Genomic DNA, 24,796 nt, shown 5'->3' with positions numbered 1-24,796 from the left:
GACCGCCCGTTCGACTAGCGCTGGGGACGGAGTCGACGGACGGCGATCAGGACGCCCGCTCCGAGGGCGAGGAGCAGGGCGGAGGAGGCGGCGAGGAAGGTGTTGGTGGAGGAGGAGCCGGTCTGGGCGAGTTCGGGGGTGCCGGCGGGGGCGGTGGTGGCCGGGGCGGTGGTGGGGGTGGTCGGCTTCGGGGCCGGGGCGGCCGGGGCGGTGTCCTTGGTCTGCTCGGCGGCGGGCTTGGCCGGGGCCGGCTTGGCGTCCTTGGTGGGGGTGGGCTTGGGCTTGGCCGGGGTGGTCGGCTTGGTGCCGGGGGCGGTGGACCGTGCTACCTGGAAGGTGTGGTTGGCGTCGCCGGTGCCGTCGGCCGGGAACCCGGGGGCCTTGGCGATGGTGCCGACCCCGAGCTCGGTCAGGTCCTTGGGCGCCTTCGCGGAGAGCCCCACCCGGAACATGAAGTTCGCGGCCCGGCCGTCCTCCAGGCGCGGGGTGGTCGTCGCCGGGGACTCGACGGTGAACAGCGTCGAGTCGCCGTAGTGCCGCAGCTTGACCGGCTTCCAGCCTCCCGCGGAGGCGACCTCGACCGTCAGGTCCTCGATCCGCAGGCCGGTGCCGGAGTTCGGGTTGAACAGCGCGAGCATCGCGGAGACGTTCTGGTAGGGAGCGCCGGTGAAGTTGGTGACGGCGACGCCGATCTCGACCTTGGGGCCGCCCGCGATGATGGTCTGGCCGTCCGGGGTCATGTGGAACCCGGCCTTGTACGACCCGTGGTGGTCCGCGGTGGCCTGCCGAGCGGTCGCGGCGGGCGCGCCGGCGGCGGCGGTGCCGCCGTTCCCGGCGGCCCAGGCGGTGTCGGTGGTGAGGAGCTGGACGCCGCCGGCGAGGACGACGGTGGCGGCGAGGGTGGCGATGCGGTGGCGGCCGGAGAAGGCGCGGTCGTTCTTCGCGAAACGGGTGATAACGGACGTGCGCATGACGTGACTCCCCAAAGTCGTCGTGCTGGTGGTGTGTGGGTGAAGACGACCGGCTCCGCTCCTCACGAGCGGAAGCGCCCCCCGGCTCCGCCGGTCTCGCTCTCCGTGCCTTCATCTGTATGGACGCGCATCCCCGCCGGGGGTTGCAGGTGGGTTCCGAGAATCTTTCGACCGTCGGCGCCGGGGCCCGCTCGGCCCTGACGACCGCAGGTCAGTGCTGGCGGCGGAGGCGGCGCACGGCGACCAGGGCACCCGCTCCGAGGGCGAGGAGCAGGGCGGAGGAGGCGGCGAGGAAGGTGTTGGTGGAGGAGGAGCCGGTCTGGGCGAGTTCGGGGGTGCCGGCGGGCGCGGTGGTGGCCGGGGCGGTGGTGGGGGTGGTCGGCTTCGGGGCCGGGGCCGGGGCGGTGTCCTTGGTCTGCTCGGCGGCGGGCTTGGCCGGGGCCGGCTTGGTGTCCTTGGTGGGGGTGGGCTTGGGCTTGGCCGGGGTGGTCGGCTTGGTGCCGGCGGTGTCCTGGGGGTGGGTCACCTTGACCGTCTTGAAGCCCGAGTCGCCCGGGCCCTGGGAGCCGGCCATCTCGGTCGAGGCCAGCAGGTCGATCGTGGTCACGCCGGCCGGGGTGCCGGCGGCCAGCGAGTAGCGGAACTTGAAGGTCGCCGAGCTGTTGGCGGCCATCCGCTGGCGCTGGGAGCCGGTGATGTCGACGACGCGGGAGCAGCCGTCGAGCAGCTGGAGGTTCTTCCAGGCGCCGGTGTAGTCCTCGTACTGGATCTTGACGTCCTTGAGGCGGGCCGCGGCGCCCGAGCCCGGGGTGTGGATGCCGAGGAAGGGCTCCATGCCGTGGGCGTCCTCGGCGGCCTTGTTGGTGACCTTGACGGAGACCTCGTTCCAGCTGCCGTCCGCCACCACGGAGGACTTGGCGGAGACGATGGCGGTGTCCGGGGACAGTCCGGGCACGTTGGCCGGAGCCTCGTACGCGCCGTTGAGCCGGTGGTCCCCGCAGGCCCAGGCGGTGTCGGTGGCGAGGAACTGGACGCCGCCGGCGAGGACGACGGTGGCGGCGACGGTGGCGATGCGGCGGCGGCCGGAGAAGGCGCGGTCGTTCTTCGCAAAACGGGTGATAACGGACGTGCGCATGACGTGACTCCCCAGGGTCATGGGTCTGACGGTGTGTGTGGGCGAAGACGACCGGCCCCGCTGCTTCACGAGCGGAAGCGCCCCCCGGCTCCGCCGGTCTCGCTCTCCGTGCCTTCATCCGTATAGACGCGCATCCCCGTCAGGGGTTGCAGGTGGGTTCCGAGAATTTTTCGGAGTTCTTCGGCGGGCCTCGGAGACCGTCCGAGTGATGGTTGGTATGACCTGAATGATCCGGAAAGTACGGATCGTTCGGCCAGGTCGGTGACTTTTTCGCGGCCGGATAGGGGAGTCCCGGCCGCCCGGGTACGTCTCCGCTCCACCACCCGGGCGACGCCGGGTGACCGGAACCCGGAGGACGCACCCGTATGCCGCCTGGCAACCCTGGCCGTCTCGTCCGGAGTCTGGCCGCACTCGTGCTGGTGTCCGCCGCCGCCCTCCCGGGCGCCCTGGAGCTGGTCGGCCCCTCGCCGTTCGGCGTGATCGGGCCGGGGGCCGCCGCCGACCGCGCGGTGCCGCCGCACGCGGCCCTCCAGGCCGACCAGCGGATACCCGCGGCCGCCCCCACCGTCGACATACGCCGCACCGGGGACCCGGCCAACCGGATCACCCTGGTGCTGCTCGGCGACGGCTACACGGCCGGCGAGCAGGAGCTCTTCCGGCAGCAGGCCGACAAGGCCTGGCACGCGCTGATGGACATCGAGCCCTTCCGCACCTACCAGGGCTTCTTCAACATCAGGCGGGTCGAGGTGGTCTCCCCGGTCTCCGGGATAGCGGAGTCCGAGAGCCGCGGGCGCAAGACCGCCACCCCGCTCGGCATGCACTTCTGGTGCGAGGGCACCGCCCGGCTGCTCTGCGCCGACGAGGCCGCCACCGCCCGGTACGCGGGGGGCGGCGCCGGGCCGCAGTACCTGATAGCCCTGGCCAACTCCACCGAGTACGGCGGCGCCGGCGGCACCGGGGTGACCACCCTGGCGGGCGGCAGCCCGGACGCCGGGCGGATCATCCAGCACGAGATCGGGCACACCGTGGGAGACCTCGGCGACGAGTACGACAGCGCCCCGGAGGACGCCGACTACCCGAACCTCGCCACCCTCAACGCCGACGACATGCGCAGGAAGCAGACCAAGTGGTGGCGCTGGCTGGGCGCCGAGTCCCCGGACGGGGCCGGGGTGGTCGGGGCGTACCGCAGCGCCAACGGCCTCTACCGGCCCACCCCGGACTCGGTGATGCGCACCCTCGGCAGCGCGTACAACCTCCCCTCGCGCGAGGCGATCATCGAGGAGCTGTACCGCAGGGTCCGGCCGACCGACGCCCCGGTGCCGGCCCCCGGCGAGGTGTCCGGGCGGCCCCGGCTCGACGTCCGGCCGCTGCCGCTGACCGGCCCGCGGCAGCTGAAGGTGGAGTGGAAGGTGAACGGCGTCCCCGTGACGCCGCAGTCCCCCGACGGCTCCTGGCTGGACACCGCCCCGCTGGAGCTGGCCCCGGGCCGGACGGCCACCGTGACGGCGACCGTCAAGGACACCACCGACTGGGTGCGGGACGAGGCCTTCCGGGAGCGCCACATGACCCGCTCGGTGTCCTGGACGCTGACCGGCTGAGGAGCGGTGCGCGCCCCGGATCTGGGCGTCCAATCATGGGATGACTAATCTGGTCGGACTATGACCGTGGAGCCCGCCCGTCCAGCCCCGTCCCCGTCCGTCCCCGCTCCCCGACCCGCCGCCGGGCCCCCGGCCGGCCCCGCGCCGGCGTCAGCGCCGGTGCCCGGACCCGTATTCGAGCCGCCCGGCGGCCGCGCGGCCTGGCTGGCCTGGTCCGTCGGCGTCAGCGTCTACATCCTGGCCGTCATCCACCGCACCAGCCTCGGCGTGGCCGGACTGGACGCCGCCGACCGCTTCGGCATCGGCGCCTCGGCGCTCTCCACCTTCTCGATCCTCCAGGTGCTGGTCTACGCGGCCATGCAGATACCGGTCGGCCTGCTGGTCGACCGGTTCGGGCCGCGCCGGGTGCTGCTGCTGGGCGTCCTGCTGCTGAGCGCCGGTCAGCTGGCCTTCGCGTTCAGCTCCTCCTTCGGCCCCGCGCTGGCCTCCCGCGCGGTGCTCGGCTGCGGCGACGCGATGACCTTCATCAGCGTGCTGCGGATCGCCGCCCGGTGGTTCCCGGCGGCCCGGAACCCGTTCGTCGCCCAGCTGACCGGCCTGGCCGGGATGGGCGGCAACCTGGTCACCACCGTGGTGCTCGCCCAGGCGCTGCACAGCGAGGGCTGGACGCCCACCTTCACCGCGATCGCGCTGCTGGGCGTGGCGGTGTTCGCGCTGGTCGCGCTCTTCCTCAAGGACACGCCCCCGCAGGAGGCCGCCGCCCGGCCCGGGGAGGCCGGGAAGGGCGGGGCGACCGGGGCACGGCCGAAGGTCGGCCAGCAGGTCCTCGCCTGCTGGCGGGAGCCGGGCACCCGGCTCGGGCTCTGGATCCACTTCACCACCCAGTTCCCCGGCAACGCCTTCGGCCTGCTCTGGGGCCTGCCCTACCTGGTGCAGGCGCAGGGCATGTCCCGGGCGGGGGCCGGCGGGCTGCTGACCCTGCTGGTGCTCAGCAACATGAGCTTCGGCTTCCTCTTCGGCCGGCTGCTCTCCGCCTCGGCGCGGGCCCGGATGCCGATCGTGCTGACCGTCGTCGTGACCACCGCGCTCGGCTGGGCGCTGGTGCTGGCCTGGCCCGGCGGCCACCCGCCGACCTGGCTGCTGGTCGGGATCATCCTGGTGATGGGCAGCAACGGCCCGGCCTCGCTGGTCGGCCTCGACTACGCGCGCGCCCGCAACCCCGCGGAGCGGCTCGGCACCGCCTCCGGGATCGTCAACATGGGCGGCTTCATCGGCACGATGATCACCCTGTTCGGCATCGGCGTGCTGCTGGACGCGCTCTCCCCGGACGGGGCCGTCGGGTACTCGGCCGACGCCTTCCGCTGGGCGTTCTGCTGGCAGTACGTCCCGCTGGCGGTGGGCACGGCGATGATCCTGCGGCTGCGCCGGAAGGTCGCGGCGCAGGCGGGCTGAGCCCGGGGCCGTCCGGCCCCGGGCCCCGGGCGGCCCGCCTCAGATGGTGACCGAGAAGTTGGCCAGCACCCGCTCGGCCAGCTCCTGGTCGCCCTCGACGGAGACCGGGCCGGGCCGGCCGCGGCCGCAGGCGAGCCGCAGGTAGGTCTCCCAGTCCATGGTGAGCTGGACGTCGGGCGCCAGGCTGATCGACTCGTCCACGGTGCAGTGGCCGGTGGCGTCCACCCGGACGGTGCGCAGGAACTCCACCGGGCCGGTGACGTCCAGCACCAGCGCCGTTCCGGCCGGGGCCCCGGCCTTGGTGGCGACGGCCTTGGGCAGCAGCTCCAGCAGCACGTCCCGGGTGATCAGCGCGGCCGGGGCGTCCAGGTTGCCCGGGGCCTCCAGGGCCCGGCGCAGGTCCTGCTCGTGCACCCAGACGTCGAAGGCCCGCCTCCGCAGCAGCTCGTGGTACGGGACGTCCCTGGCCAGCGGCCCGGCCGGCCAGCGCACCGGCTCCTCGGGCGTCTGCTTGGCGTTCCGCAGCGCCCGGGAGCGCCGGATGATCGTGTACTCCAGCTCGCTGGTCATCTCCAGCGCGGTGTGGCAGCGGCGCTTGTCGACCGGGAGTTCGACGTAGCGGGCGAACTCGGAGGTCACGTGACGGAGGTCACGCGGCAGCGAGTGGATCGGGCGGGGGTCGCCGAGCAGGTCGGACTCGACCGCGATCACGTGCGAGACGACGTCCCGGACGGACCAGCCCGGACACTCGGTGGCCCGGTTCCAGGAGCCCTCGGGAAGGGGGGCGACCAGCTCCGATATGGACTCGATGGTCTGGGTCCACGCCTCGGTGTAAGCCTGCACGGTCTGGTTGTCCGTCACGGGAATCTCCGGCCCTCCGTCAGCTTCCTTGCCGCCTGTGCCCCGCCGTCACGGCCGACCGGGATGGTCCGGCTTTCCCGGCGCACACGCTAACCGCACGTTACGCTGCCGGGAGACAGCTGGGCAGCGCTTTCGGGTGACGATCGTAGGTCTCTTGCCGTGGACGGTGGTACTGTGCGCGCTTCATTGATCCAACTCGCGGTCTCCGACGCGGAGCCGCCCGCCGAGCGGAGGGCTCGGGCGGCCGCCCTGGTGCGGGCGCAACAGGGTGCCGACCTGGTGGTCCTCCCGGAGCTGTGGCCGCTCGGCGGCTTCGCCTACGACCTCTGGTCGGACGGCGCGGAGACGCTGGACGGGCCCACCTCGGACGTGATGTCGGCCGCCGCCCGGGCCGCCGGGGTCTGGCTGCACGCCGGTTCGATCGTCGAACGCGATCCGGACGGTCCGATCTACAACACCTCGCTGCTGTTCTCCCCGGACGGCGAGCTGGTGCACACGTACCGCAAGATCCACCGCTTCGGCTTCGACAGCGGCGAGGCGGTGGTGATGGGCGCCGGGCAGGAGATCGTCACCGCGCCCACCGACTTCGCCACGCTGGGCCTGGCCACCTGCTACGACCTGCGCTTCCCGGAGCTGTTCCGGGCGCTGCTGGACGCCGGCGCGCAGCTGCTGGTGGTCCCGGCGGCCTGGCCGGCCCGGCGGCGCGAGCACTGGACGCTGCTGGCCCGGGCCCGGGCGGTGGAGGAGCAGGCCTTCGTGCTGGCCTGCAACACCGCCGGGACGCACGCCGGGGTCGAGCAGGCCGGGCACAGCATCGTGGTGGACCCGTGGGGCCGGGTGCTGGCCGAGGCGGGGGCGGACGAGGAGGTCCTGACGGTCGAGTTCGACCCGGCCGAGGTGGCCAAGGCGCGCGAGGAGTTCCCGGTGCTGCGGGACCGCCTGCTGGGGATCCCGGCGCCGGTCCAGCGCTGAGCCGGAGCGGCGCCCGGAGCGGGGGCCGGCACGGCGGCGGGAGCGGGGGACGGGACGCGGTCGGGACGGCGCCGGGGCGCCGCGGACGGCGTTCCGGAGGGTTGGTTCGTACCTGGGTCGATCGGGTTTGAGAAGATGAGCACTCGTCGTGTTCCCCGCCGGCCCGTACGAGGGCCTGCCCGGTCGGCCCGCCCGAGGAGGTCGCGCCCATGCCTGACAACGGCGCAGGCGACACCCCCCGTCCCGTCATCCACCGCAACAGCCTGCGCGAGCAGATCGCCGGCGCGCTGCGCGAGGAGATGATGGCCGGCCGACTCGCGGCCGGCCGCAACTTCACCGTCAAGGAGATCGCCGAGCTGTACGGCGTCTCCGCGACCCCGGCCCGCGAGGCCCTGGTCGACCTCGGCGCGCAGGGCCTGCTGCGGGCCGAGCACCACCGCGGCTTCACCGTGCCCGAGCTCGGCTGGGACGACTTCCTGGAGATCTTCGAGTCCCGGGTCCTGATCACCGACAGCTTCCACCGCCAGTACACCGCCCGCCGGGCGCTGCCCGACCTCAGCCGGCTGTCCTCGCTGCACCGCCGGGCCGACGCGGCGGTGCGGGCCGCCCGGGCCGGGAACCTGGACGTGATGGTGGGCTGCGACCGCCGGTTCTGGCAGGAGGTCGGCGCGCTGCTCGGCAACCGCCGGATCGCCGACTACCTGGACTGGCTGCGGGTGCAGTCCTGGATGTTCGCCGCCCGCTACCTGCGGGAGCTGCCCGCGCTGGGCGGGGTCTGCTGGGAGCGCCACCCGGACCTGGTCGAGGCGATCGAGGCCCGCGACCCGCTCGCCGCGCACCGGATCATCTGCGAGTACAACCTGTACACCGTCCGGCTGCTGGCCGGGCTGGCCGGACAGCCGCTGGAGTCGGTGACGGTCCTCGGACTGCTCACCGAGTTCGCCGGGGAGGAGCCGCCGGCGGTGCCGGTCGAGCCGCCGCCCGCGCCGCCGGCCCCGCCGGAGCCGGCCGCCGAGTCCGCCGCCGGGCCCGGCGCGGCCCGCGCCGAGCGGAGCCGCCGCAGCGACGAGGTCGGCCGGGAGCTCGGCCGTGAACTGGGCCTGGGCCTCGGCCTGGTGCCGCAGCCGCGCGCGACGCCGTACGGCCGGTTCGGCCGGCGGCTGCCCGAGCCGCCCCCGGAGGCCCCGCGGGGGCGGTCCGACCCGCACGCCGCGCCGGGCCGGTAGGGTGGGCGGGCGTCGGACCGGGCGCCCCGCCAACGGGCCGTCCGGGTACCGACCCAAGCCCCCGTCGTCGCCCCGTCTCCGCGGGCGATCCCCGCCTCCGGAGAGGAACTGCCGGCCATGGCCTGCGACCTCTGGCTCGTCCCGCTGGTGGACGTGCTGAGCCACAGTCCCGACAACCCCTTCCGGGACGACCTCGCGCTCTACAACGCGGTGCTGGCCTCGCGCGGGCTGCCCGAGGTGCCGGTCTACCAGTTCGTCCCGGGTATCAGCGGTGCGGTCGAGCCGATAGCCGCCTTCGACTACGACTCGCTGCACTTCCTGCGCCGCGCCTACCTGTTGGGCCTCACCGGACTGGACATCACCCCGGTCGACACGCTCGGCGGCGACTACGAGCAGCTGCTGGAGATGTTCGAGAGCGGCGCCGAACAGTCGCACCTGGTCTGGCACTTCGACCATGCCGGCGCGTACGTGCCGGTCGAGTTCGCGGTGCCGCTGGTGGACGAGACGCTGCTCGCCTCCGGTGGTCCGCTCGGCTCCAGCCACGGGCTGCTGCGCGAACTCCAGGCCGTCGCACCGGCGCTGGGCATCGACCCGCTCAACCCGCCGGACCCGACCCGGCCGCTCGGCCCGACCGGCCTGGAGCAGCCGTTCGGGCCGCCGATCGACGACGTCCACCCCTTCGCCCGGGAGCGGCACGCCTGGTCGGGCCTGTACGCGGCGGCGACCAGGAGCGTCGCCCAGGGCTCGATGATCGTCTTCGCCTGAGCCCCGAGCCCCGAGCCCCGAGCCCCGAGCCCCGAGCCCTGAGCCCCGAGCCGGCCTCCCGGCCGCTAGCGCAGCGGCCCCTCCGGCGGCCGCTGACGCGGCATGGTGGGCCGGGTGCCCGGCGGCGGCAGCACCCGCACCTGGGCGCCCACCCCGGGCTCGCTGCGCCCGCCCCAGGCCCCGCCGGACTGGGTGGGCAGCTGGGTCATCGAGGCGCGGAACTCCAGCATCCACTCCGAGGTCTCGGAGCGGACCATGTCGGAGACGTCCTCGCAGAACCGGCGCAGCACGCCCAGGCAGCGCTCGGCGGCCTCGCCCGCGGTGCCCTCGGTCGGGCCGAGCACCTCGCGCACGCACTCCGACGCCCAGTCGAACTGGAAGGCCTCCAGGCGGCGTTGCAGCGCCTGCCCGGTGGAGACGTCCCGCATCCAGCCGGAGGTGAGGCCGAAGACCCGGTCGACGGCCAGGCAGCCGGCGGAGAGCGCGAAGCCGACGTAGCCCCAGCCGGTGCCGTTCGCGAAGGCGCCGGCCAGGTCGACCAGCGGGGCGGTCACCCCGCCCACCGCGAAGCCGGCCGCGCCGAACCGCAGCAGGCGCGCCCAGCGGCGCTTCCAGATCCGGTCCCGGCGGTACCACTCGATGGCCTCGACCGCCCGCTCCTCGGACCAGCGGTAGAGCTCCTCCAGCCGTTCGGCGGGCTCGCCCCAGTCCCCGAGCGGGAACTGTCGGGTGCTCAGATCGTCCCGGCGTCGGGTGGAGGCCCGTCGGACGACGGCGGCGGCGGGCGGGTCCTCCTCGCCGATCTCCTTGCCCCAGGCACTCTCCTCGGGCTGCATTTCCGGCTGGCTCACCTGTGGGGCTCCCTGTGGCGGGCGGACTGCTGGGTCTGTCGGCGCAACGGCTGACGTGGTGTCCGCCGGTGGTTCTCCAACAGCACTTCTTACCGCCAAATGGCTGACCGTGGGGGCGCTTCTCCGCTGATCGTTACCGGTTTCGGCCAACGGAACCCGAGGTGGGCGGGTTGCGGGGGTCGGCGAGATTTCACCCGTCCGAGCGAGGGTCCGGTGACCCGCCGTCGTGACCCGGGCACCCGTCGCCGAATCGGCCCGGTCGGGCTTGGACGATCCTCCAGTGTGCTCGGCGTACGGAGCGTTCCGCCTGGAGGATCCGACGGGACCGGAGAGCGGCCGGAACAGGCCACCGACTACGCTGCCAGGCGTGAAGGTCCTCGTCATCGGCGGCGGCGCCCGCGAACACGCCCTGTGCCGCTCTCTGTCCCAAGATCCCGCTGTGTCCGAACTGCACTGTGCCCCGGGCAACGCCGGGATCGCGCAGGTTGCGACGGTCCACCCGGTCGACCAGCTGGACGGTGCGCAGGTTGCCGCGCTGGCCGGCCGGCTCGGCGCCGCCCTGGTGGTGGTCGGGCCGGAGGCCCCGCTGGTGGCCGGTGTCGCGGACGCCGTGCGCGCGGCCGGCGTCCCGGTGTTCGGCCCGTCCGCGGCGGCCGCCCGACTGGAGGGCTCGAAGGCCTTCGCCAAGGACGTGATGGCCGCGGCCGGCGTGCCCACCGCCCGCTCCTACGTCTGCACCACCGCCGCCGAGGCGGCCGAGGCGCTGGACGCCTTCGGCGCCCCGTACGTGGTGAAGGACGACGGCCTGGCCGCCGGCAAGGGCGTCGTGGTCACCTCCGACCGCGCGGAGGCGCTGGCGCACGCCGCCGCCTGCGAGCGCGTGGTCATCGAGGAGTACCTGGACGGCCCCGAGGTCTCGCTGTTCGCGATCACCGACGGCACCACCGTCGTCCCGCTCCAGCCCGCCCAGGACTTCAAGCGCGCGCTGGACGGCGACGAGGGCCCCAACACCGGCGGCATGGGCGCCTACTCGCCGCTGCCGTGGGCGCCCGCCGGGCTGGTCGAGGAGGTCCTGGAGACCGTCCTCCAGCCGACCGTGGACGAGCTGCGCCGCCGCGGCACCGAGTTCTCCGGCCTGCTGTACGCGGGCCTGGCGCTCACCTCGCGCGGCACCCGGGTGATCGAGTTCAACGCCCGCTTCGGCGACCCGGAGACCCAGGTCGTGCTGGCCCGGCTGCGCACCCCGCTGGCGGGCGTGCTGCTGGCCTCCGCCAACGGCACCCTGGACCAGCTGGAGCCGCTGCGCTGGGACGAGGGCGCGGCCGTCACCGTGGTCGTCGCCTCCGAGGGCTACCCGGCCGCCCCGCGCACCGGCGACCCGATCGACGGCCTGGCCGAGGCCGAGGCGGACGGCACCGCGTTCGTGCTGCACGCCGGGACGACGGCGGGCGAGGACGGCCAGGTGCTGAGCGCCGGCGGCCGCGTGCTGTCGGTCACCGCGACCGGCGCCGACCTGGCCGAGGCGCGCGAGCGCGCGTACGCCGCGGTGGACCGGATCTCCCTCAAGGGCGGCCAGCACCGCACCGACATCGCGCTGAAGGCGGCCACCGCCTGAGGCCACCCGTGCCCGTGCCGACCGCGGCCCCCGTGCGAACCGTTCGCACGGGGGCCGCGGCGTGTGACGGCCCCGCTCGGGCCCGTGGCGGGGGACCGCCGGCAGGGGCGAGCGAAGCTCGAACAACCGAGCTGGCCGGTCAACCCCCATGGGCGCAGTGCCCCGGGCGTTTCGGGGCTGGAGGGGCCGCCGGGGCGCACTCACCGTTCGGCCGACGGATTCCAGCCCATCGGGTGACAGCACCCGCATCCGGCTGACGCAACCGGCTGCGCGGCCTTATGGTGCGCTGGATCGCGGTGCGCGGGGCCCGTGCGCCGGGGTCGCCGCCGGGTAGCGGTGCTCCCACGGGGGGATGCTGGACGGCGTCCGGCCGGGCGGTCGTCGGGTGCTTCGCACCGGACCGGCCGCCGGCGTCCGGAATCCGGGCAGTGTCACCGGGACGAGTGGAAACCGGGGTGATCCGGAACGCCCACCCGGACCGGGGCGTCGAAAATGTCAGTAGCGCCACGCAGCATGCACTACCGGGGATCGGACGCCTCCGCTTCCCGGTCGGAACTGATCATTTCGAGTCGGCTCAGGGCCCGAAGCCGGGCGCCCGAGGGCTCCGAAGGGGGTGCCGCACCGTATGGCAGCAGTCGACATCGCGCGCGCTCACGCCCAGGCGGTCCTGCGGGTCCGAGGCCTCGCCCGGGCCGCCGCCGCCCTGCCCACCGCCGTCGCGGTGGTCCTGCTCGCGGGCCGGTTCACCGGCCGGATCGGCGCGCCCGGGGCCTCCGACGCGGCCGGCTGGGACGCCGCCCGCTGGGCGGTCTGCGCGGTCGCCGCGCTGACCCTGCTGGTGGCCGGGCTGACCGCCCGGGCCCTGCGCCGGGCCGTCCCGCCGTCCACTCCGGCCGTCCCGCTGGACCGCGCCGAGGCACCCGAGCTGTACCGGCTGATCGACGAACTGGCGGACCGGCTGGACGTGCCCGCGCCCTCCGCCGTCGCCCTCACCCCGGACTGCGACAGCTGGCTGGAGGACGTCCCGTCCGCCCGGCCGACGGCCGCGCCGCCGCAGCCGGACCCGGCCGAGCCCGCCCCCGTCCTGGTGATCGGCTCGCCCTTCCTCTGGTGGATGCGGGCCGGCGAGCTGCGGGCCCTGCTCGCCCCCGTGGTGGCCGGCACCGCCGCCTCCGCCGACCCGGAGATCGCCGCCGCCCGGCGCTTCCTGCGCCGCCTGGACGCCTGCCTGGACTCCGGCGGCGGCACGGCCCCCGGCCTCGGCGGCGGCATCCTGGCCGCCCCGCCCCGGCCGCCCCGGCGCGGTCCGGCCGCACTCGCCGACCGGGTCGTCCGCCGGGTCGTCCGCCGTCTGCTCGGCGCCTGCCGGGGCCACTCCGCCGAGCTGGAGCGCTCGGTCGCGGGCTGGGCCTCCGAGCAGGCCAGGGCGGTCGACTACGGCCTGCGGATCGCCGCCCAGGAGCAGGTCGGCCTGGCCTACGCGGGCTGGGACCGGCTGCTCACCCGGGTCGCGCTGCCCGCCTGGCGGCTCGGCCGCCACCCGGCCCACCTCAACGCCGGCGTGGTCTCCGCGCTCACCGAGCTGTCCCGGCGCGACCGGCTGGCCGACGGCTACGGCAGCCGGCTCGGCGACCGCCCCGCCTGCGACCTGCTGGAGGAGCCCGGCACCGTCGACCGGGCGGTCTCCCGGCTCGCCGCCGACCTGTTCTTCGGCCGCCCGGCGGCCGGCGGCTGGCACGAGCTGGAGTGGGCCGACTACCCGGCCGAGGTGGTGGACGCCGGCTGGCGGGCGGGCGCCGCCGCCCTGCAGACCGCCCTGGACCGGCTCGCCCCGCAGTCCCGCCCGGGCGCTCCGACCCTCACCCGGCTGCTGGGCCGGCTCGCCGAGGGCGACGGCGAGCTGCTGGCCGCCGCGCTCGCCGCCCAGCTGGCCCGCACCACCGCCCCGGCCCCGCTGCTCGAACCCGACCGCAGCGGCCGCGACCTGCTGGTCGACCACGTCACCGCGATGGTCTGCTGCGCCGCCGTGGACACCGCCGGCGGCGCCCCCGGCCTGGACTGGCTGGACGGCCCGGTGCTGCTGCTCGGCGGGGTGCGCCGCACCGACCTGGCCGGCCCGGTCGCCCAGGCCGTCGAACAGGGCCAGGACGGCCCGCTGCGCGCCTGGCTGGACGCGGCCGACGTCCGTCTCGAGAAACCCGTCCGCCTCTGACGTCCCAGGCGTTCCAGGAGGGCGCTCGGTGCCCCGGTGCGCGCCCCCAAATCGGTTGGCCGCCCGGCGTCTTCGCAGGCCGGAGGCCCTGCCCGGGAGGCGCGCGAGATTCCCTGCACCAATTGCTACCGGAGGGTGACGTTACGGCAGCACTCTGTGGTGTATTAGACCGCACGCACATCCGGGGGGCACGTGCCACCGGGCGGAAGTGCACCTGGGAGGGGCGCGTGGGGACCGAACTCAACCGCCGCTGGGAGTCGGGGACGCACGCCTACAGCGTCTCCGACCCCTTCGGTCAGGGGCCGCTGCCCTGGCTGCGCAGCCCGGACCAGTACCTGGCGGGGGCGGAGGGCGCCGTCCCCTGGTACGTCTCGGTGGACGCGCCCGGCCAGCAGCCGCTGGCCGCGGGCACCCGGCCCAAACCGTCGGTCGGCAGCCCGCAGGGCGCCAACGACGTGGACCAGCAGATCAAGGGCTTCGCCTCGGCCGGGGTGATCCGCCCCGGCGGCTCGGTGGACTTCCGGGTCACCGTCAACCCGCCCCGCGAGTTCACCGTGGACGTCTTCCGGATCGGCCACTACGGCGGCGACGGCGCCCGCCACATGACCTCCAGCCCGCTGATCTCCGGCCTCGCCCAGCCCGCCCCGCTGGTGGTCGACCGGACGGTCTCCTGCCACCACTGGTGGCACTCCTGGCGGCTCCAGATCCCGGCGCACTGGAAGCCCGGCTCGTACGTCGCCGTGCTGACCACCGCGGACATGCTGCACCGCAGCCACATCCCCTTCACCGTCCGGGACTTCGACGAGCGGGCGCGCACCGCCGAGCTGCTCCTGGTGCTCCCCGACGTGACCTGGCAGGCGTACAACCTGTTCCCCGAGGACGGCCGCACCGGCGCCAGCCTCTACCACGCCTGGGACGGCCTGGGCGGTCTGGTCGGCGAGCCGGAGGCGGCCGTCACCGTCTCCTTCGACCGCCCGCACGCCACCGCCGGACTGCCGCTGCACGTCGGCCACGCGTACGACTTCATCCGCTGGGCCGAGCGCTTCGGCTACGACCTCTCCTACGCCACCGCCACCGACCTGCACGCCGGCCTGGTGGACCCGTCCCGGCACCGGGCGCTGGTCTTCCCCGGCCACGACGAGTACTGGTCCGAGCCGATGCGCCGGGCCGCCGAGCGGGCCCGGGACGGCGGCACCTCGCTGGTGTTCCTCTCCGCCAACACCATGTACTGGCGGGTCGAGCTGAGCGCCGCCGCCTCCGGCGAGCCCAACCGGCTGCTCAACTGCCGCAAGCGGCAGAAGGTCCGCCCCGGCAGCCCGGCCGCCGGGGCGCCCGGCGCGGCCAGCGCGCTGTGGCGGGACGCCGGGGAGCCCGAGCAGCAGCTGCTCGGGGTGCAGTACTCGGGGCGGGTCGCCGCGCCCGTCCCGCTGGTCGCCCGGCACACCGCGCACTGGCTCTGGGACGGCACCGGCCTCCAGGAGGGCGACGAGCTGCCCGGGCTGGTCGCCGGCGAGGCCGACCGCTACTACCCCAAGGTGGCGCTGCCCGAGCACATCGAGCGGGTGCTGCTGGCGCACTCGCCGTACCAGGACCTGGGCGGTCGCACCCGCTACCAGGAGACCTCGCTGTACCGGGCGCCCAGCGGCGCGTACGTCTTCGCGGCGGGCACCTTCGCCTGGTCGCCCGCACTGGGCCGCCCGGGCCTGACCGACGAGCGGATCCAGCGGGCCACCGCCAACCTGCTGGACCGACTGTGCAAGAACTAGGCGCTCCGTCCCCCGAGGCCGGGGACGGGTCGGGGCGGGCGAACCCGGTCGTGAAAGACTGCGGGGGCAGTGACCTCCCCTTTCGCGGTGCCCCACCCGCGAACGACCCCTGAGGACTGAACACCTTGAGCGGATTTGTCACCAAGCCCGAGCCGGTCCAGGTACCCGGCCTGGTCCACCTGCACACCGGCAAGGTGCGCGACCTCTACCGCACCGGATCGGGCGAGCTGGTCATGGTGGCCAGCGACCGGACGTCCGCCCACGACTGGGTGCTGCCGAACGAGATCCCGGACAAGGGCCGCATCCTCACCCAGCTGTCGCTGTGGTGGTTCGAGCGGATCGCGGACATCGTCCCCAACCACGTGATCTCCACCGAGGTCCCGGCCGGCGCCCCGGCCGACTGGAAGGGCCGCACGCTGGTCTGCCGCAGCCTGGAGATGGTCCCGGTCGAGGCGGTTGCCCGCGGCTACCTGGCCGGCTCCGGCCTGGCCGAGTACCAGGAGAGCCGCACGGTCTGCGGCATCGCGCTGCCCGAGGGCCTGGAGAACAGCTCCGAGCTGCCCGCCCCGATCTACACCCCGGCGCTCAAGGCCGAGGTCGGCGAGCACGACGAGAACGTCTCCTACGAGGAGACCGCCCGCCGGATCGGCGCCGAGCTCGCCGCCCAGCTGCGCCGCACCACCCTGGACGTCTACGCCCGGGCCCGGGACATCGCCCGCGAGCGCGGCATCATCCTGGCCGACACCAAGTTCGAGTTCGGCCTGCTGGACGGCGAGCTGCTGATCGGCGACGAGGTGCTCACCCCGGACTCCTCCCGCTACTGGCCCGCCGACCAGTGGCAGCCGGGCCGCTCGCAGCCGTCCTTCGACAAGCAGCTGATCCGCGACTGGCTGGTCTCCCCGGCCTCCGGCTGGGACCGCCACGGCGAGCAGCCGCCGCCGGCGCTGCCGACCGAGATCGTCGAGCAGACCCGGGCCCGGTACATCGAGGTGTACGAGCGGCTGACCGGCACCACCTGGGCCTGAGCCCGGGACGATCGCCCGCGGGCGCCGGATCCCTCAGATCCAGCCGTGCTCGCGGGCGATCCGCACCGCCGCGTGCCGGTTCTCCGCGCCCAGCTTGGTGGCCGCCGAGGACAGGTAGTTGCGCACGGTGCCCTGGGAGAGCGAGGCGCGCTCGGCGATCTCGGCGATCGGGGTGCCGTCCGCGGCCAGTTCCAGGACGTCCGTCTCGCGCGGGGTCAGCGGGGTCTCGCCGGCGCTGATCGCGTCCGCCGCCAGCTCCGGGTCCACGTACCGGCCGCCGGAGCGCACGGTCCGGATGATGCCCGCCAGGTCGGCCGCCGAGACGGTCTTCGGCAGGAAGCCGCGCACCCCGACCTCCAGCGCCCGCTTCAGGTAGCCGGGGCGGCCGTGGCCGGTGACGATCATGCAGCGGCAGTCCGGCAGCAGCAGCCGCAGCGCGGCGGCCACCTCGATGCCGTCCTTGCCGGGCATCTGGAGGTCCAGCACCGCGACGTCCGGGCGGTGCGCCTGGGCCATCGCCAGCGCCTCCGTCCCGGAGCCGGCCTGGGCGACCACCTCGATGTCGTCCTCCAGCGAGAGCAGCGCGGCCAGCGCGCCCCGGATCAGGTGCTCGTCGTCGGCGAGCAGGACGCGGACGGGCGCGGCGTTCTCGGTCATCGGGCGGTCTTTCTTCCTCAGCTCGGCAGCGGGACGGTGGCGAGCATCCGGAAGACGCCCTGCCCGGCGGTCGGCACGGCCAGCTCGCCGCCGTGGGCGGCGAGCCGTTCGCGCAGTCCGCGCAGCCCGGTGCCGCTGCCCTGGGAGGGGAACGGGACGTCGGGCACCCCGTCATTCTCCAGCTCCAGCACGGCCCGTCCGTCCTCGGTCCGCAGCCGGATCAGGCAGCGGTCGGCCTCGCTGTGCCGCAGCACGTTGGTGGTGGCCTCGCGGATGACCCAGCCGAACACCGACTGGACCGGGGCCGGCAGCTCGTCCGCCTGCTCGCCGAGGTCGATCTCGCAGACGACGTCGGCCGAGCGCAGCACCGCGCGGGCGCCGATCGCCTCGGCGTGCAGGTCGGCGGTGCGGTAGCCGCGGATGACGTCCCGGACCTCGCGCTGCGACTCCTGGGCGATCTTCTGCACCTCGGCCATCTGGTCGGCGGCCTCGGTGCGGCCCCGGCGGGCGAGCTGCACGGCGAGCTCGCTCTTCAGCGCGATGGTGGTGAGGTTGCGGCCCATCACGTCGTGCAGGTCGCGGGAGAAGCGCAGCCGCTCCTCGGCGACGGCCAGCCGGGACTGCGCCTCGCGGGCGGTGTCCAGTTCCCAGACGATCGAGGTCAGCCAGGCGAAGCTGCGGCAGCTGAAGCCGATGAAGGCCATGCCGATGGTCAGTCCGGTCAGGTACCCGGCGACGCCGGCGGGGTCGCCCCCGGACAGCACCCCGGCCGGGAAGACGGCCGCCAGCATGCCCACCCCGGTGACGGCGGCCCAGCGCGGGGTCAGCGCCACGCACACCGGCCCGAAGGAGGCGATCAGCAGGACGCTGGCGACGAACGGGGTGAAGGGCGCGCCTCCCGGGCTCCGCGTCCCGCCGTCGGCGGGCCCGAACAGCAGGACCGTCCAGGAGCCGGCCACCGCGAGGCCGGCCGAGAGGGCGGTCCAGAGCCGGTGGTCGGCGGGGCGGCCCAGGTAGTGGTCGAGCGCGGTGCGGTAGGCCCGCAGCAGCACCAGGGTGACGGCGAGTCCGATCAGCAGGGAGATCCGGATCACCGGGATGTTCTCGGCCTGGTCGGCGACGCTCCCGACGGTGAGCAGGATGCCGGGCAGGATGAACAGCGCCATCAGGTAGAGCGACCAGCGCAGGTACAGCTCGGTGCGCTGGGGATTGCTCAGGCTCGTCCAGCTGCGAAGCGGCGACCGCATTCTCATTTCTTCCGCCCCCAGTTCGACCACGATCATGCTTGCTGCCTTCATATCAGAGGTCGGACCGGGGGCGTTCCTTCGGATTACTGCCGGATGCTCAGCGGCGCGGCTCCCAGCGGAAGTAGCGCACCGCGCCCCAGACCGCGAGGGCGAGCCAGATGCCCCCGGTGACCAGGTGCGAGCCGGCGGCGCCCCAGGAGCCGGCGAAACCGGTCGCGGCGGCCGAGCCGTCGGTGCCGAACCAGCCGACGCGGATCAGCTGGAAGGCCGGGGTGGTCGGCAGCAGGCGGCAGATGTTCGCCAGCTGCTCGGGCATGACGTCCAGCGGGACGAACAGGCCGGAGCCGAACTGCATGACCAGCATGACCGGCAGGGTGGTGATGCCGGCGCTCTCCACGGTCCTGGTGAAGGCGCTGGACAGCGCGGCCAGGGCGATCATGGTGGCCAGCGCCAGCAGCAGGCCGACCAGCATCAGCAGCGGGTTGACCGGCACGGTCAGGTGCAGGGCGACGCTGCCGCCGATCCCGATCAGGGCGGCCATCAGCAGGCCGAGGGTGAGCGAGGGGACGGCGGTGCCGAGCAGGATCTCGATGTCCCGGGCCTCGCCGGTGCGCAGCCGCTTGAGGACCAGCTCGCCGCGCCGTCCGACGTACGCGGCGGTCAGGTTGTAGTACACGACGAAGGCCAGGACCATCCCGACCGAGCCGTAGACCAGCAGCGAGTCGACGTCCAGGCCGGGGTTGGACTCGGCCTGCTGCGCCAGCGTGCTCCGGAGAACGACGACCAGGAACAGCGGCAGCACCAGGGCGGTGAACAGGGCCGTGCGGTTGCGCAGCAGCAGGGTGGCCTCGGCCCGGCCGAGGGCGAGCAGCCGGCGGACGGCGGTGCTCTGCGGACCGGCGGTGGTGGCGGTGGCGGTGGTCATCGGGCGGATCCGATCAGGCGGCGGCGGGCGGGGCGGGTGGCGGCGGGCGCCTGCGGGGGGTGCTGGTGGGCGGCCTCGGAGGCGATCGCGAGGAAGGCCTCCTCCAGCGAGGCGCTGCGGGCGTCCAGCGCGCCGAGCGCGATGCCGTGGTGCCGGGCCCAGCCGAGCAGGTCGGTGAGGGTGTCCTGGAGCCCGACGGTCTGCACGGTGACCTTGCGGCCGTCGACGGACAGCTCGGCGCCGGGCAGGAGGGGCAGCGCGGTCCCGGTGAACTCGGGCAGTTCGAAGGAGATCCGGGAGGGCCGGCCGGCGATCACCTCGGCGACGGTGCCGGAGGTGACGACCTGGCCGCCGTGCATGATGGCCAGCCGGTCGGCCAGCTCCTCGGCCTCCTCCAGGTAGTGCGTGGTGAGCAGCACCGTGGTGCCCTGGGCGCGCAGCTCGCGGACCAGCCGCCAGACGGCGGCGCGGGCCTCCGGGTCGAGGCCGGTGCTGGGCTCGTCCAGGAAGAGCACCTCGGGGCGGCCGAGCAGGGCCATCGCGAGGTCCAGCCGGCGCTTCTCGCCGCCGGACAGCTGCTTGACCCGGACGTTCGCCCGGTGGCCGAGGCCGACCAGCTCCAGCGCCTCCGCGACCGGGCGGGCGCCGCTGGTCATCCCGGCCCAGGTGCGGCCGGTCTCGGCGGCGGTGAGCTCGCCGGAGAAGCCGCCCTCCTGGAGCATGATGCCGATCCGCGGGCGGACGGCGCCGCGCTCCGTGAAGGGGTCCCGGCCGAGCACCCGGACGGTGCCGCCGGTGGGCGCGGCCAGGCCCTCGATGACCTCCATGGTGGAGGTCTTGCCGGCCCCGTTGGTGCCGAGCAGGGCGAACAGCTCGCCGCGGCGGACGGTCAGGTCGACGCCGCGTACGGCGTGGTACCCGGTGCTGCCGCCGCCGTAGTGGCGGTGCAGGTCGGTGACCTCGATCACGTCGTCGCTGGGGCGGGAGGGCCGGCTCGTTTCCATGCCCCAAGCCTCCCGTCGGCCGGGCGGTACGGGCAGTGCGAGCCGTCATGACATCGCGGTGGGGACGCACGGGTCGGCGATGACAAATGTCATGGCCGATATCGCCGGCCGCCGGGTGCGGGGGTGCCGGGACGCTCGGGAGGGAATGCCGAAGGGCCCCCTCGATTGAGGGGGCCCTTCGTATCTGAGCGGACGACGAGATTCGAACTCGCGACCCTCACCTTGGCAAGGTGATGCTCTACCAACTGAGCCACGTCCGCAGGTCAAACTATTGAGTTGTGCTGTGCTCGCGCACTGCGAGCGGACGACGAGATTCGAACTCGCGACCCTCACCTTGGCAAGGTGATGCTCTACCAACTGAGCCACGTCCGCATGGTGCCTGGTGGGGCACCCGCCGCCTCTTCGGATCTCTCCGTTGCGGCGACGAGGAATACTCTACAGCATCGTTCGGGGTGGTCGCCCCACCCTTTCGGACCGGGCGGGCGGGGCGACCGGGGAGCGGGCTCCCCGCGGGGTCAGTTCGCCTCGGCGAACGCCTCGTACACGTGCTTGGGGATGCGGCCGCGGGCCGGCAGTTCCATCCCGCGGGACAGGGCCCAGGCGCGGACGGCGGCCGGGTCCGGGGTGAGGGCGGTGCGCCGGAAGGACTTTCCGGTGCGGCTCTGCCGGCGGCCGGCGGCGACGAACGGAGCGAGGGCCTCCCGCAGCTTTTCCGCGTTGTCCACGGACAGGTCGATCTCGTACGACTTTCCGTCGACGCCGAAGTGGACGGTTTCGGCGGCGGCGCCGCCGTCCAGGTCGTCGGAGAGCGTGACAACTACACGCTGAGCCATGGGTGTCAATCCTCTCGGGCAATTCGGCCGCCGGTCCGAGGGGGTACCGGGGCCTGATGTGCACCAACTCGCGCAAGCGCGTACGGGCGGGCCGGGCGGCTCGCCTGATACGCAGCACTTGCCGCGACAGGTGGCCCTATTCTGCACCCGAAGGGGGCCGAAATCGAAGAGTCCGGCATTCTTTTCCGGATATTCACGTCTCTTCGGCGGGTTCCTTGATACCGATGTGCGGGTCGGGCGGTTCTGTCCCCAAGTGCCGTATTCGGGTGTTCTCCGGAGGGCGTCGTTCCGAGTGCCGAATCCGGGGAAACCGGCCGGCCCGGGCGGGTGATCGGGGCGCTGGATCCCTTGCTGCGTAAGGGTCTGGGGTCTACGCGCGTCGCTATGCCCGGCCAGCAATCCTGCCCGAAACCACCGGTAGTCTGGAGTTCCCCCGCCTCACCGAAGACACCACCGGGAGTGCCAGTGGCACGCGTCGTAGTCGACGTCATGCTCAAGCCGGAGATCCTCGACCCCCAGGGACAGGCGGTGCAGCGTGCACTGCCCCGTCTCGGATTCACCGGGATCGCCGACGTCCGCCAGGGCAAGCGTTTCGAGCTGGATGTGGAGGGCCCGGTCGACGACGCGGCGCTCGCCCGTATCCGCGAAGCCGCCGAGACCTTTCTCGCCAACACCGTGATCGAGGACTTCACCGTCCGGGTCGAGGAGGAGGGCAAGTGACCACCCGCGTCGGCGTCGTCACTTTCCCCGGCTCCCTCGACGACCGCGACGCCCGGCGGGCGGTCCGTCTCGCCGGCGCCGAGCCGGTCGCCCTCTGGCACCGTGACAAGGATCTCCACCAGGTCGACGCCGTCGTCCTGCCGGGCGGATTCAGCTACGGCGACTATCTGCGCTGCGGTGCCATCTCCCGGTTCTCGCCGGTGATGGAGACCGTCATCGAGCAGGCGAAGCTCGGAATGCCGGTGCTCGGTATCTGCAACGGCTTCCAGGTGCTCTGCGAATCGCACCTGCTGCCCGGTGCGCTCACCCGGAACGACTCGCTGCACTTCATCTGCCGCGACCAGAAGCTGCGCATCGAGAACGCCGGCACCGCCTGGACCGGGGATTACTCCGTCGGCCAGGAAATCGTCGTCCCGCTGAAGAACGGCGAGGGCCGCTTCGTCGCCGAGGAGCGGGTGCTCGACGAGCTGGAGGCGGAGGGCCGGGTCGTCGCCCGTTACCTGGACGTCAACCCGAACGGTTCGTACCGCGACATCGCCGGCATCACCAACGCCGCCGGCAATGTCGTCGGCCTGATGCCGCACCCGGAGCACGCCGTGGAGCCGCTCACCGGTCCGACCACCGAGGGCCTGGGCTTCTTCACTTCCGTCCTGAAGCAGCTGGTGAACGCCTGATGAGCCTCGACACCGTCAAGAACGCCGAGCAGACCCCGGACGCCGCCCAGCCCTGGGCCGACCTCGGCCTCAAGGAGGACGAGTACGCGCGCATCCGCGAGATCCTCGGCCGCCGTCCCACCGGCGCCGAGCTCGCCATGTACTCGGTCATGTGGTCGGAGCACTGTTCGTACAAGAGCAGCAAGGTCCACCTGAAGCAGTTCGGCGAGAAGAAGCCGGATTCGGACGCGATGCTCGTCGGCATCGGCGAGAACGCCGGTGTCGTCGACGTCGGCCAGGGCTACGCGGTCACCTTCAAGGTCGAGTCGCACAACCACCCGTCGTACATCGAGCCCTACCAGGGCGCGGCCACCGGCATCGGCGGCATCGTGCGCGACATCCTGGCGATGGGCGCCCGCCCGGTCGCCGTGATGGACCCGCTGCGCTTCGGTGCGGCCGACCACCCGGACACCCGGCGCGTGCTGCCCGGGATCGTCGCGGGCATCGGCGGCTACGGCAACTGCCTGGGCCTGCCGAACATCGGCGGCGAGGTCGTCTTCGACTCCTGCTACCAGGGCAACCCGCTGGTCAACGCGCTGTGCGTGGGCGTCATGAAGCACGAGGACATCCACCTCGCGCAGGCCTCCGGCGCCGGCAACAAGGTCGTCCTGTACGGCGCCCGCACCGGTGGCGACGGCATCGGCGGCGTCTCGGTGCTCGCCTCCGAGACCTTCGACGACACCAAGCCGGCCAAGCGCCCGGCGGTCCAGGTCGGCGACCCGTTCCAGGAGAAGCTCCTGATCGAGTGCACCCTGGAGATCTTCCGGGAGAAGCTCGTCAAGGGCATCCAGGACCTCGGCGGCGCCGGCCTGTCCTGCGCCACCAGCGAGCTGGCCTCGGCCGGCTCCGGCGGCATGCGGATCGAGCTCGACACCGTGCACCTGCGCGACCACACGCTCTCGCCGGAGGAGATCCTCATGAGCGAGTCGCAGGAGCGCATGTGCGCGATCGTGGAGCCCGACAAGATCGACCGCTTCCTGGAGATCTGCGAGAAGTGGGACGTCATCGCCAACGTCATCGGTGAGGTGACCGACGGCGAGCGCCTGGAGATCTACTGGCACGGCGAGCTCGTGGTGGACGTCCCGCCGCGCACCGTCGCCCACGAGGGCCCGACCTACCAGCGCCCGTACGCCCGCCCCAGCTGGCAGGACGCGCTGCAGGCCGACGCCCCGACCGCCGAGCGGCTGGCCCGCCCGACCACCGGCGAGGGCCTCAAGGCCGACCTGCTGAAGGTCGCGAGCCACCCGAACCAGGCCTCCAAGTCCTGGATCACCGACCAGTACGACCGCTACGTGCTCGGCAACACCGTGCTCTCGGTCGGCGAGGACTCGGGCATGATCCGGATCGACGAGGAGACCAACCTCGGCGTCTCGGTCGCCACCGACGGCAACGGCCGCTTCGCCAAGCTGGACCCGTACACCGGCGCCCAGCTGGCCCTGGCCGAGGCGTACCGCAACGTCGCGGCCGGCGGTGCCAAGCCGCTCGCCGTCTCCGACTGCCTCAACTTCGGCTCCCCCGAGGACCCGGACGTGATGTGGCAGTTCGCCGAGGCCACCCGCGGCCTGGCCGACGCCTGCCTGGTGCTCGGCACCCCGGTCACCGGCGGCAACGTCTCGCTGTACAACCAGACCGGCGAGGTCGCCATCCACCCGACCCCGGTGGTCGCGGTGCTCGGCGTCATCGACGACGTCACCCGGCGCACCCCGCTGGCCTTCGCCGAGGAGGGGCAGCTGCTCTACCTGCTCGGCGACACGGCGGACGAGCTCGGCGGCTCGGCCTGGTCGCAGGCCGTCCACGACCACCTCGGCGGCCTGCCGCCCGCGGTGGACCTGGAGCGCGAGCGGCTGCTCGGCGACATCCTGATCGCCGCCTCGCGCGACGGCATGATCGACGCCGCGCACGACCTGTCCGATGGCGGCCTCGGCCAGGCGCTCGTGGAGAGCTGCCTCAAGGGCGGCCACGGTGCGCGGATCGTCCTGCCCGAGGGCCAGGACCCGTTCGTCCTGCTGTTCTCGGAGTCGGCCGGCCGCGCCGTCGTGGCGGTGCCGCGCAGCGAGGAGCTCCGCTTCAACGACATGTGCACCGCGCGCGGCCTGCCGGCCACCCGGATCGGTGTCGTGGACGGCGACAGCCTGGACGTCCAGGGCCAGTTCAGCGTCTCGCTGGCGGAGCTGAAGGACGCCCACACCGGCGTCATCGAGGCCCTGCTGGCCTGACCGGCCTGTTCGAGGGGCGGGCGGTTCCTGGT

Annotated in this window: 21 protein-coding genes and 2 tRNA genes; 12 read left to right on the top strand and 11 right to left on the bottom strand. The window is 73.7% G+C overall.

Annotated elements, in window-relative coordinates; genetic code table 11:
* Positions 1-14: 14 nt before the first annotated feature.
* Entirely contained in the window at positions 15-971 is a 957-nt protein-coding gene (locus AMK13_RS10100; protein WP_074001877.1) for an LAETG motif-containing sortase-dependent surface protein, read from the bottom strand.
* Positions 972-1,182: 211 nt separating this feature from the next.
* Positions 1,183-2,106 carry an LAETG motif-containing sortase-dependent surface protein gene (locus AMK13_RS41780; protein ID WP_074001876.1) on the bottom strand — a complete coding sequence of 308 codons (924 nt, stop codon included), beginning with the start codon at positions 2,104-2,106 and terminating at the stop codon, positions 1,183-1,185.
* A gap of 365 nt (positions 2,107-2,471) precedes the next feature.
* Here AMK13_RS41780 and AMK13_RS10090 point away from each other — a divergent pair, with 365 nt between their 5' ends.
* Together AMK13_RS10090 and AMK13_RS10085 are read left to right on the top strand one after the other, a co-directional pair.
* Complete coding sequence (locus AMK13_RS10090; protein WP_079271989.1) at positions 2,472-3,704, top strand: M64 family metallopeptidase; 1,233 nt, start codon at positions 2,472-2,474, stop codon at positions 3,702-3,704.
* 60 nt (positions 3,705-3,764) lie between these two features.
* On the top strand, positions 3,765-5,156 hold the full coding sequence (locus tag AMK13_RS10085; protein WP_079271988.1) for an MFS transporter: 1,392 nt from the start codon (positions 3,765-3,767) through the stop codon (positions 5,154-5,156).
* A gap of 39 nt (positions 5,157-5,195) precedes the next feature.
* Here AMK13_RS10085 and AMK13_RS10080 read toward each other — a convergent pair whose 3' ends face one another.
* Complete coding sequence (locus AMK13_RS10080) at positions 5,196-6,017, bottom strand: maleylpyruvate isomerase family mycothiol-dependent enzyme (protein WP_049656343.1); 822 nt, start codon at positions 6,015-6,017, stop codon at positions 5,196-5,198.
* 174 nt (positions 6,018-6,191) lie between these two features.
* Here AMK13_RS10080 and AMK13_RS10075 point away from each other — a divergent pair, with 174 nt between their 5' ends.
* From AMK13_RS10075 to AMK13_RS10065, 3 genes are all read left to right on the top strand, one after another.
* Positions 6,192-6,989: a carbon-nitrogen family hydrolase gene (locus AMK13_RS10075; RefSeq protein ID WP_049656341.1), complete on the top strand. Its 798-nt coding sequence runs from the start codon at positions 6,192-6,194 to the stop codon at positions 6,987-6,989.
* 209 nt (positions 6,990-7,198) lie between these two features.
* Positions 7,199-8,215: a GntR family transcriptional regulator gene (locus tag AMK13_RS10070; RefSeq protein ID WP_074001873.1), complete on the top strand. Its 1,017-nt coding sequence runs from the start codon at positions 7,199-7,201 to the stop codon at positions 8,213-8,215.
* 117 nt (positions 8,216-8,332) lie between these two features.
* The gene (locus tag AMK13_RS10065; protein WP_049659440.1) at positions 8,333-8,980 is read left to right on the top strand and encodes a hypothetical protein; all 648 of its coding nucleotides are present in this window, start codon (positions 8,333-8,335) and stop codon (positions 8,978-8,980) included.
* Positions 8,981-9,045: 65 nt separating this feature from the next.
* Here the strand turns inward: AMK13_RS10065 and AMK13_RS10060 are convergent, their stop codons facing one another.
* Positions 9,046-9,831: an SLATT domain-containing protein gene (locus AMK13_RS10060; RefSeq protein ID WP_074001872.1), complete on the bottom strand. Its 786-nt coding sequence runs from the start codon at positions 9,829-9,831 to the stop codon at positions 9,046-9,048.
* 367 nt (positions 9,832-10,198) lie between these two features.
* Here AMK13_RS10060 and purD point away from each other — a divergent pair, with 367 nt between their 5' ends.
* The 4 genes from purD to AMK13_RS10040 all read left to right on the top strand — a co-directional run bounded on the left by purD (position 10,199) and on the right by AMK13_RS10040 (position 16,449).
* Positions 10,199-11,446: a phosphoribosylamine--glycine ligase gene (gene purD / locus AMK13_RS10055; RefSeq protein ID WP_049659445.1), complete on the top strand. Its 1,248-nt coding sequence runs from the start codon at positions 10,199-10,201 to the stop codon at positions 11,444-11,446.
* A gap of 625 nt (positions 11,447-12,071) precedes the next feature.
* Positions 12,072-13,658, top strand: coding sequence for a hypothetical protein (locus AMK13_RS10050; RefSeq protein ID WP_074001871.1), 1,587 nt, complete (start codon positions 12,072-12,074; stop codon positions 13,656-13,658).
* 227 nt (positions 13,659-13,885) lie between these two features.
* Positions 13,886-15,424 carry a N,N-dimethylformamidase beta subunit family domain-containing protein gene (locus AMK13_RS10045; protein ID WP_049654022.1) on the top strand — a complete coding sequence of 513 codons (1,539 nt, stop codon included), beginning with the start codon at positions 13,886-13,888 and terminating at the stop codon, positions 15,422-15,424.
* A 125-nt stretch (positions 15,425-15,549) separates the two neighbouring features.
* Entirely contained in the window at positions 15,550-16,449 is a 900-nt protein-coding gene (locus AMK13_RS10040; RefSeq protein WP_049654021.1) for a phosphoribosylaminoimidazolesuccinocarboxamide synthase, read from the top strand.
* 33 nt (positions 16,450-16,482) lie between these two features.
* Here the strand turns inward: AMK13_RS10040 and AMK13_RS10035 are convergent, their stop codons facing one another.
* From AMK13_RS10035 to AMK13_RS10005, 7 genes are all read right to left on the bottom strand, one after another.
* Entirely contained in the window at positions 16,483-17,106 is a 624-nt protein-coding gene (locus AMK13_RS10035) for a response regulator transcription factor (protein WP_049654019.1), read from the bottom strand.
* Between the two features lie 17 nt (positions 17,107-17,123).
* Positions 17,124-18,353, bottom strand: coding sequence for a sensor histidine kinase (locus AMK13_RS10030; protein WP_079271987.1), 1,230 nt, complete (start codon positions 18,351-18,353; stop codon positions 17,124-17,126).
* Between the two features lie 97 nt (positions 18,354-18,450).
* Positions 18,451-19,278: an ABC transporter permease gene (locus AMK13_RS10025; RefSeq protein ID WP_074001869.1), complete on the bottom strand. Its 828-nt coding sequence runs from the start codon at positions 19,276-19,278 to the stop codon at positions 18,451-18,453.
* Complete coding sequence (locus AMK13_RS10020) at positions 19,275-20,282, bottom strand: ABC transporter ATP-binding protein (protein ID WP_074001868.1); 1,008 nt, start codon at positions 20,280-20,282, stop codon at positions 19,275-19,277. Before AMK13_RS10020 ends, AMK13_RS10025 begins: the two co-directional genes overlap by 4 nt.
* A 187-nt stretch (positions 20,283-20,469) precedes the next feature.
* A tRNA-Gly gene (locus tag AMK13_RS10015) sits at positions 20,470-20,542 on the bottom strand.
* 39 nt (positions 20,543-20,581) lie between these two features.
* A tRNA-Gly gene (locus AMK13_RS10010) sits at positions 20,582-20,654 on the bottom strand.
* A gap of 143 nt (positions 20,655-20,797) precedes the next feature.
* Positions 20,798-21,115, bottom strand: coding sequence for a histone-like nucleoid-structuring protein Lsr2 (locus AMK13_RS10005; protein WP_030056585.1), 318 nt, complete (start codon positions 21,113-21,115; stop codon positions 20,798-20,800).
* Positions 21,116-21,580: 465 nt separating this feature from the next.
* On the opposite strand from AMK13_RS10005, the gene purS reads away from it, so the two are divergent.
* Genes purS through purL form a run of 3 tightly spaced genes read left to right on the top strand, consistent with a single transcriptional unit; the run spans position 21,581 to position 24,764 of the window.
* On the top strand, positions 21,581-21,835 hold the full coding sequence (purS, locus tag AMK13_RS10000; RefSeq protein ID WP_049654013.1) for a phosphoribosylformylglycinamidine synthase subunit PurS: 255 nt from the start codon (positions 21,581-21,583) through the stop codon (positions 21,833-21,835).
* Positions 21,832-22,509 (top strand): phosphoribosylformylglycinamidine synthase subunit PurQ, encoded by a 678-nt coding sequence (gene purQ, locus AMK13_RS09995; RefSeq protein ID WP_049654011.1) that lies wholly within the window; start codon positions 21,832-21,834, stop codon positions 22,507-22,509. The genes purS and purQ overlap by 4 nt, the downstream gene beginning before the upstream one ends.
* Entirely contained in the window at positions 22,509-24,764 is a 2,256-nt protein-coding gene (purL, locus tag AMK13_RS09990; protein WP_074001867.1) for a phosphoribosylformylglycinamidine synthase subunit PurL, read from the top strand. The genes purQ and purL overlap by 1 nt, the downstream gene beginning before the upstream one ends.
* Positions 24,765-24,796: the final 32 nt, after the last annotated feature.

The sequence above is a fragment of the Streptomyces sp. CB02056 genome, assembly GCF_001905545.1.
Classification (GTDB): Bacteria; Actinomycetota; Actinomycetes; order Streptomycetales; family Streptomycetaceae; genus Kitasatospora.
This window is presented reverse-complemented; position numbering and strand designations above follow the sequence as displayed.

Coding starts and splice junctions, on each gene's coding strand:
- AMK13_RS10100 (WP_074001877.1), bottom strand. CDS start 971: ATGCGCACGTCCGTTATCACCCGTTTCGCGAAGAACGACCGCGCCTTC.
- AMK13_RS41780 (WP_074001876.1), bottom strand. CDS start 2,106: ATGCGCACGTCCGTTATCACCCGTTTTGCGAAGAACGACCGCGCCTTC.
- AMK13_RS10090 (WP_079271989.1), top strand. CDS start 2,472: ATGCCGCCTGGCAACCCTGGCCGTCTCGTCCGGAGTCTGGCCGCACTC.
- AMK13_RS10085 (WP_079271988.1), top strand. CDS start 3,765: ATGACCGTGGAGCCCGCCCGTCCAGCCCCGTCCCCGTCCGTCCCCGCT.
- AMK13_RS10070 (WP_074001873.1), top strand. CDS start 7,199: ATGCCTGACAACGGCGCAGGCGACACCCCCCGTCCCGTCATCCACCGC.
- AMK13_RS10065 (WP_049659440.1), top strand. CDS start 8,333: ATGGCCTGCGACCTCTGGCTCGTCCCGCTGGTGGACGTGCTGAGCCAC.
- AMK13_RS10050 (WP_074001871.1), top strand. CDS start 12,072: ATGGCAGCAGTCGACATCGCGCGCGCTCACGCCCAGGCGGTCCTGCGG.
- AMK13_RS10035 (WP_049654019.1), bottom strand. CDS start 17,106: ATGACCGAGAACGCCGCGCCCGTCCGCGTCCTGCTCGCCGACGACGAG.
- AMK13_RS10030 (WP_079271987.1), bottom strand. CDS start 18,353: ATGCGGTCGCCGCTTCGCAGCTGGACGAGCCTGAGCAATCCCCAGCGC.
- AMK13_RS10025 (WP_074001869.1), bottom strand. CDS start 19,278: ATGACCACCGCCACCGCCACCACCGCCGGTCCGCAGAGCACCGCCGTC.
- AMK13_RS10020 (WP_074001868.1), bottom strand. CDS start 20,282: ATGGAAACGAGCCGGCCCTCCCGCCCCAGCGACGACGTGATCGAGGTC.
- AMK13_RS10005 (WP_030056585.1), bottom strand. CDS start 21,115: ATGGCTCAGCGTGTAGTTGTCACGCTCTCCGACGACCTGGACGGCGGC.
- purL (WP_074001867.1), top strand. CDS start 22,509: ATGAGCCTCGACACCGTCAAGAACGCCGAGCAGACCCCGGACGCCGCC.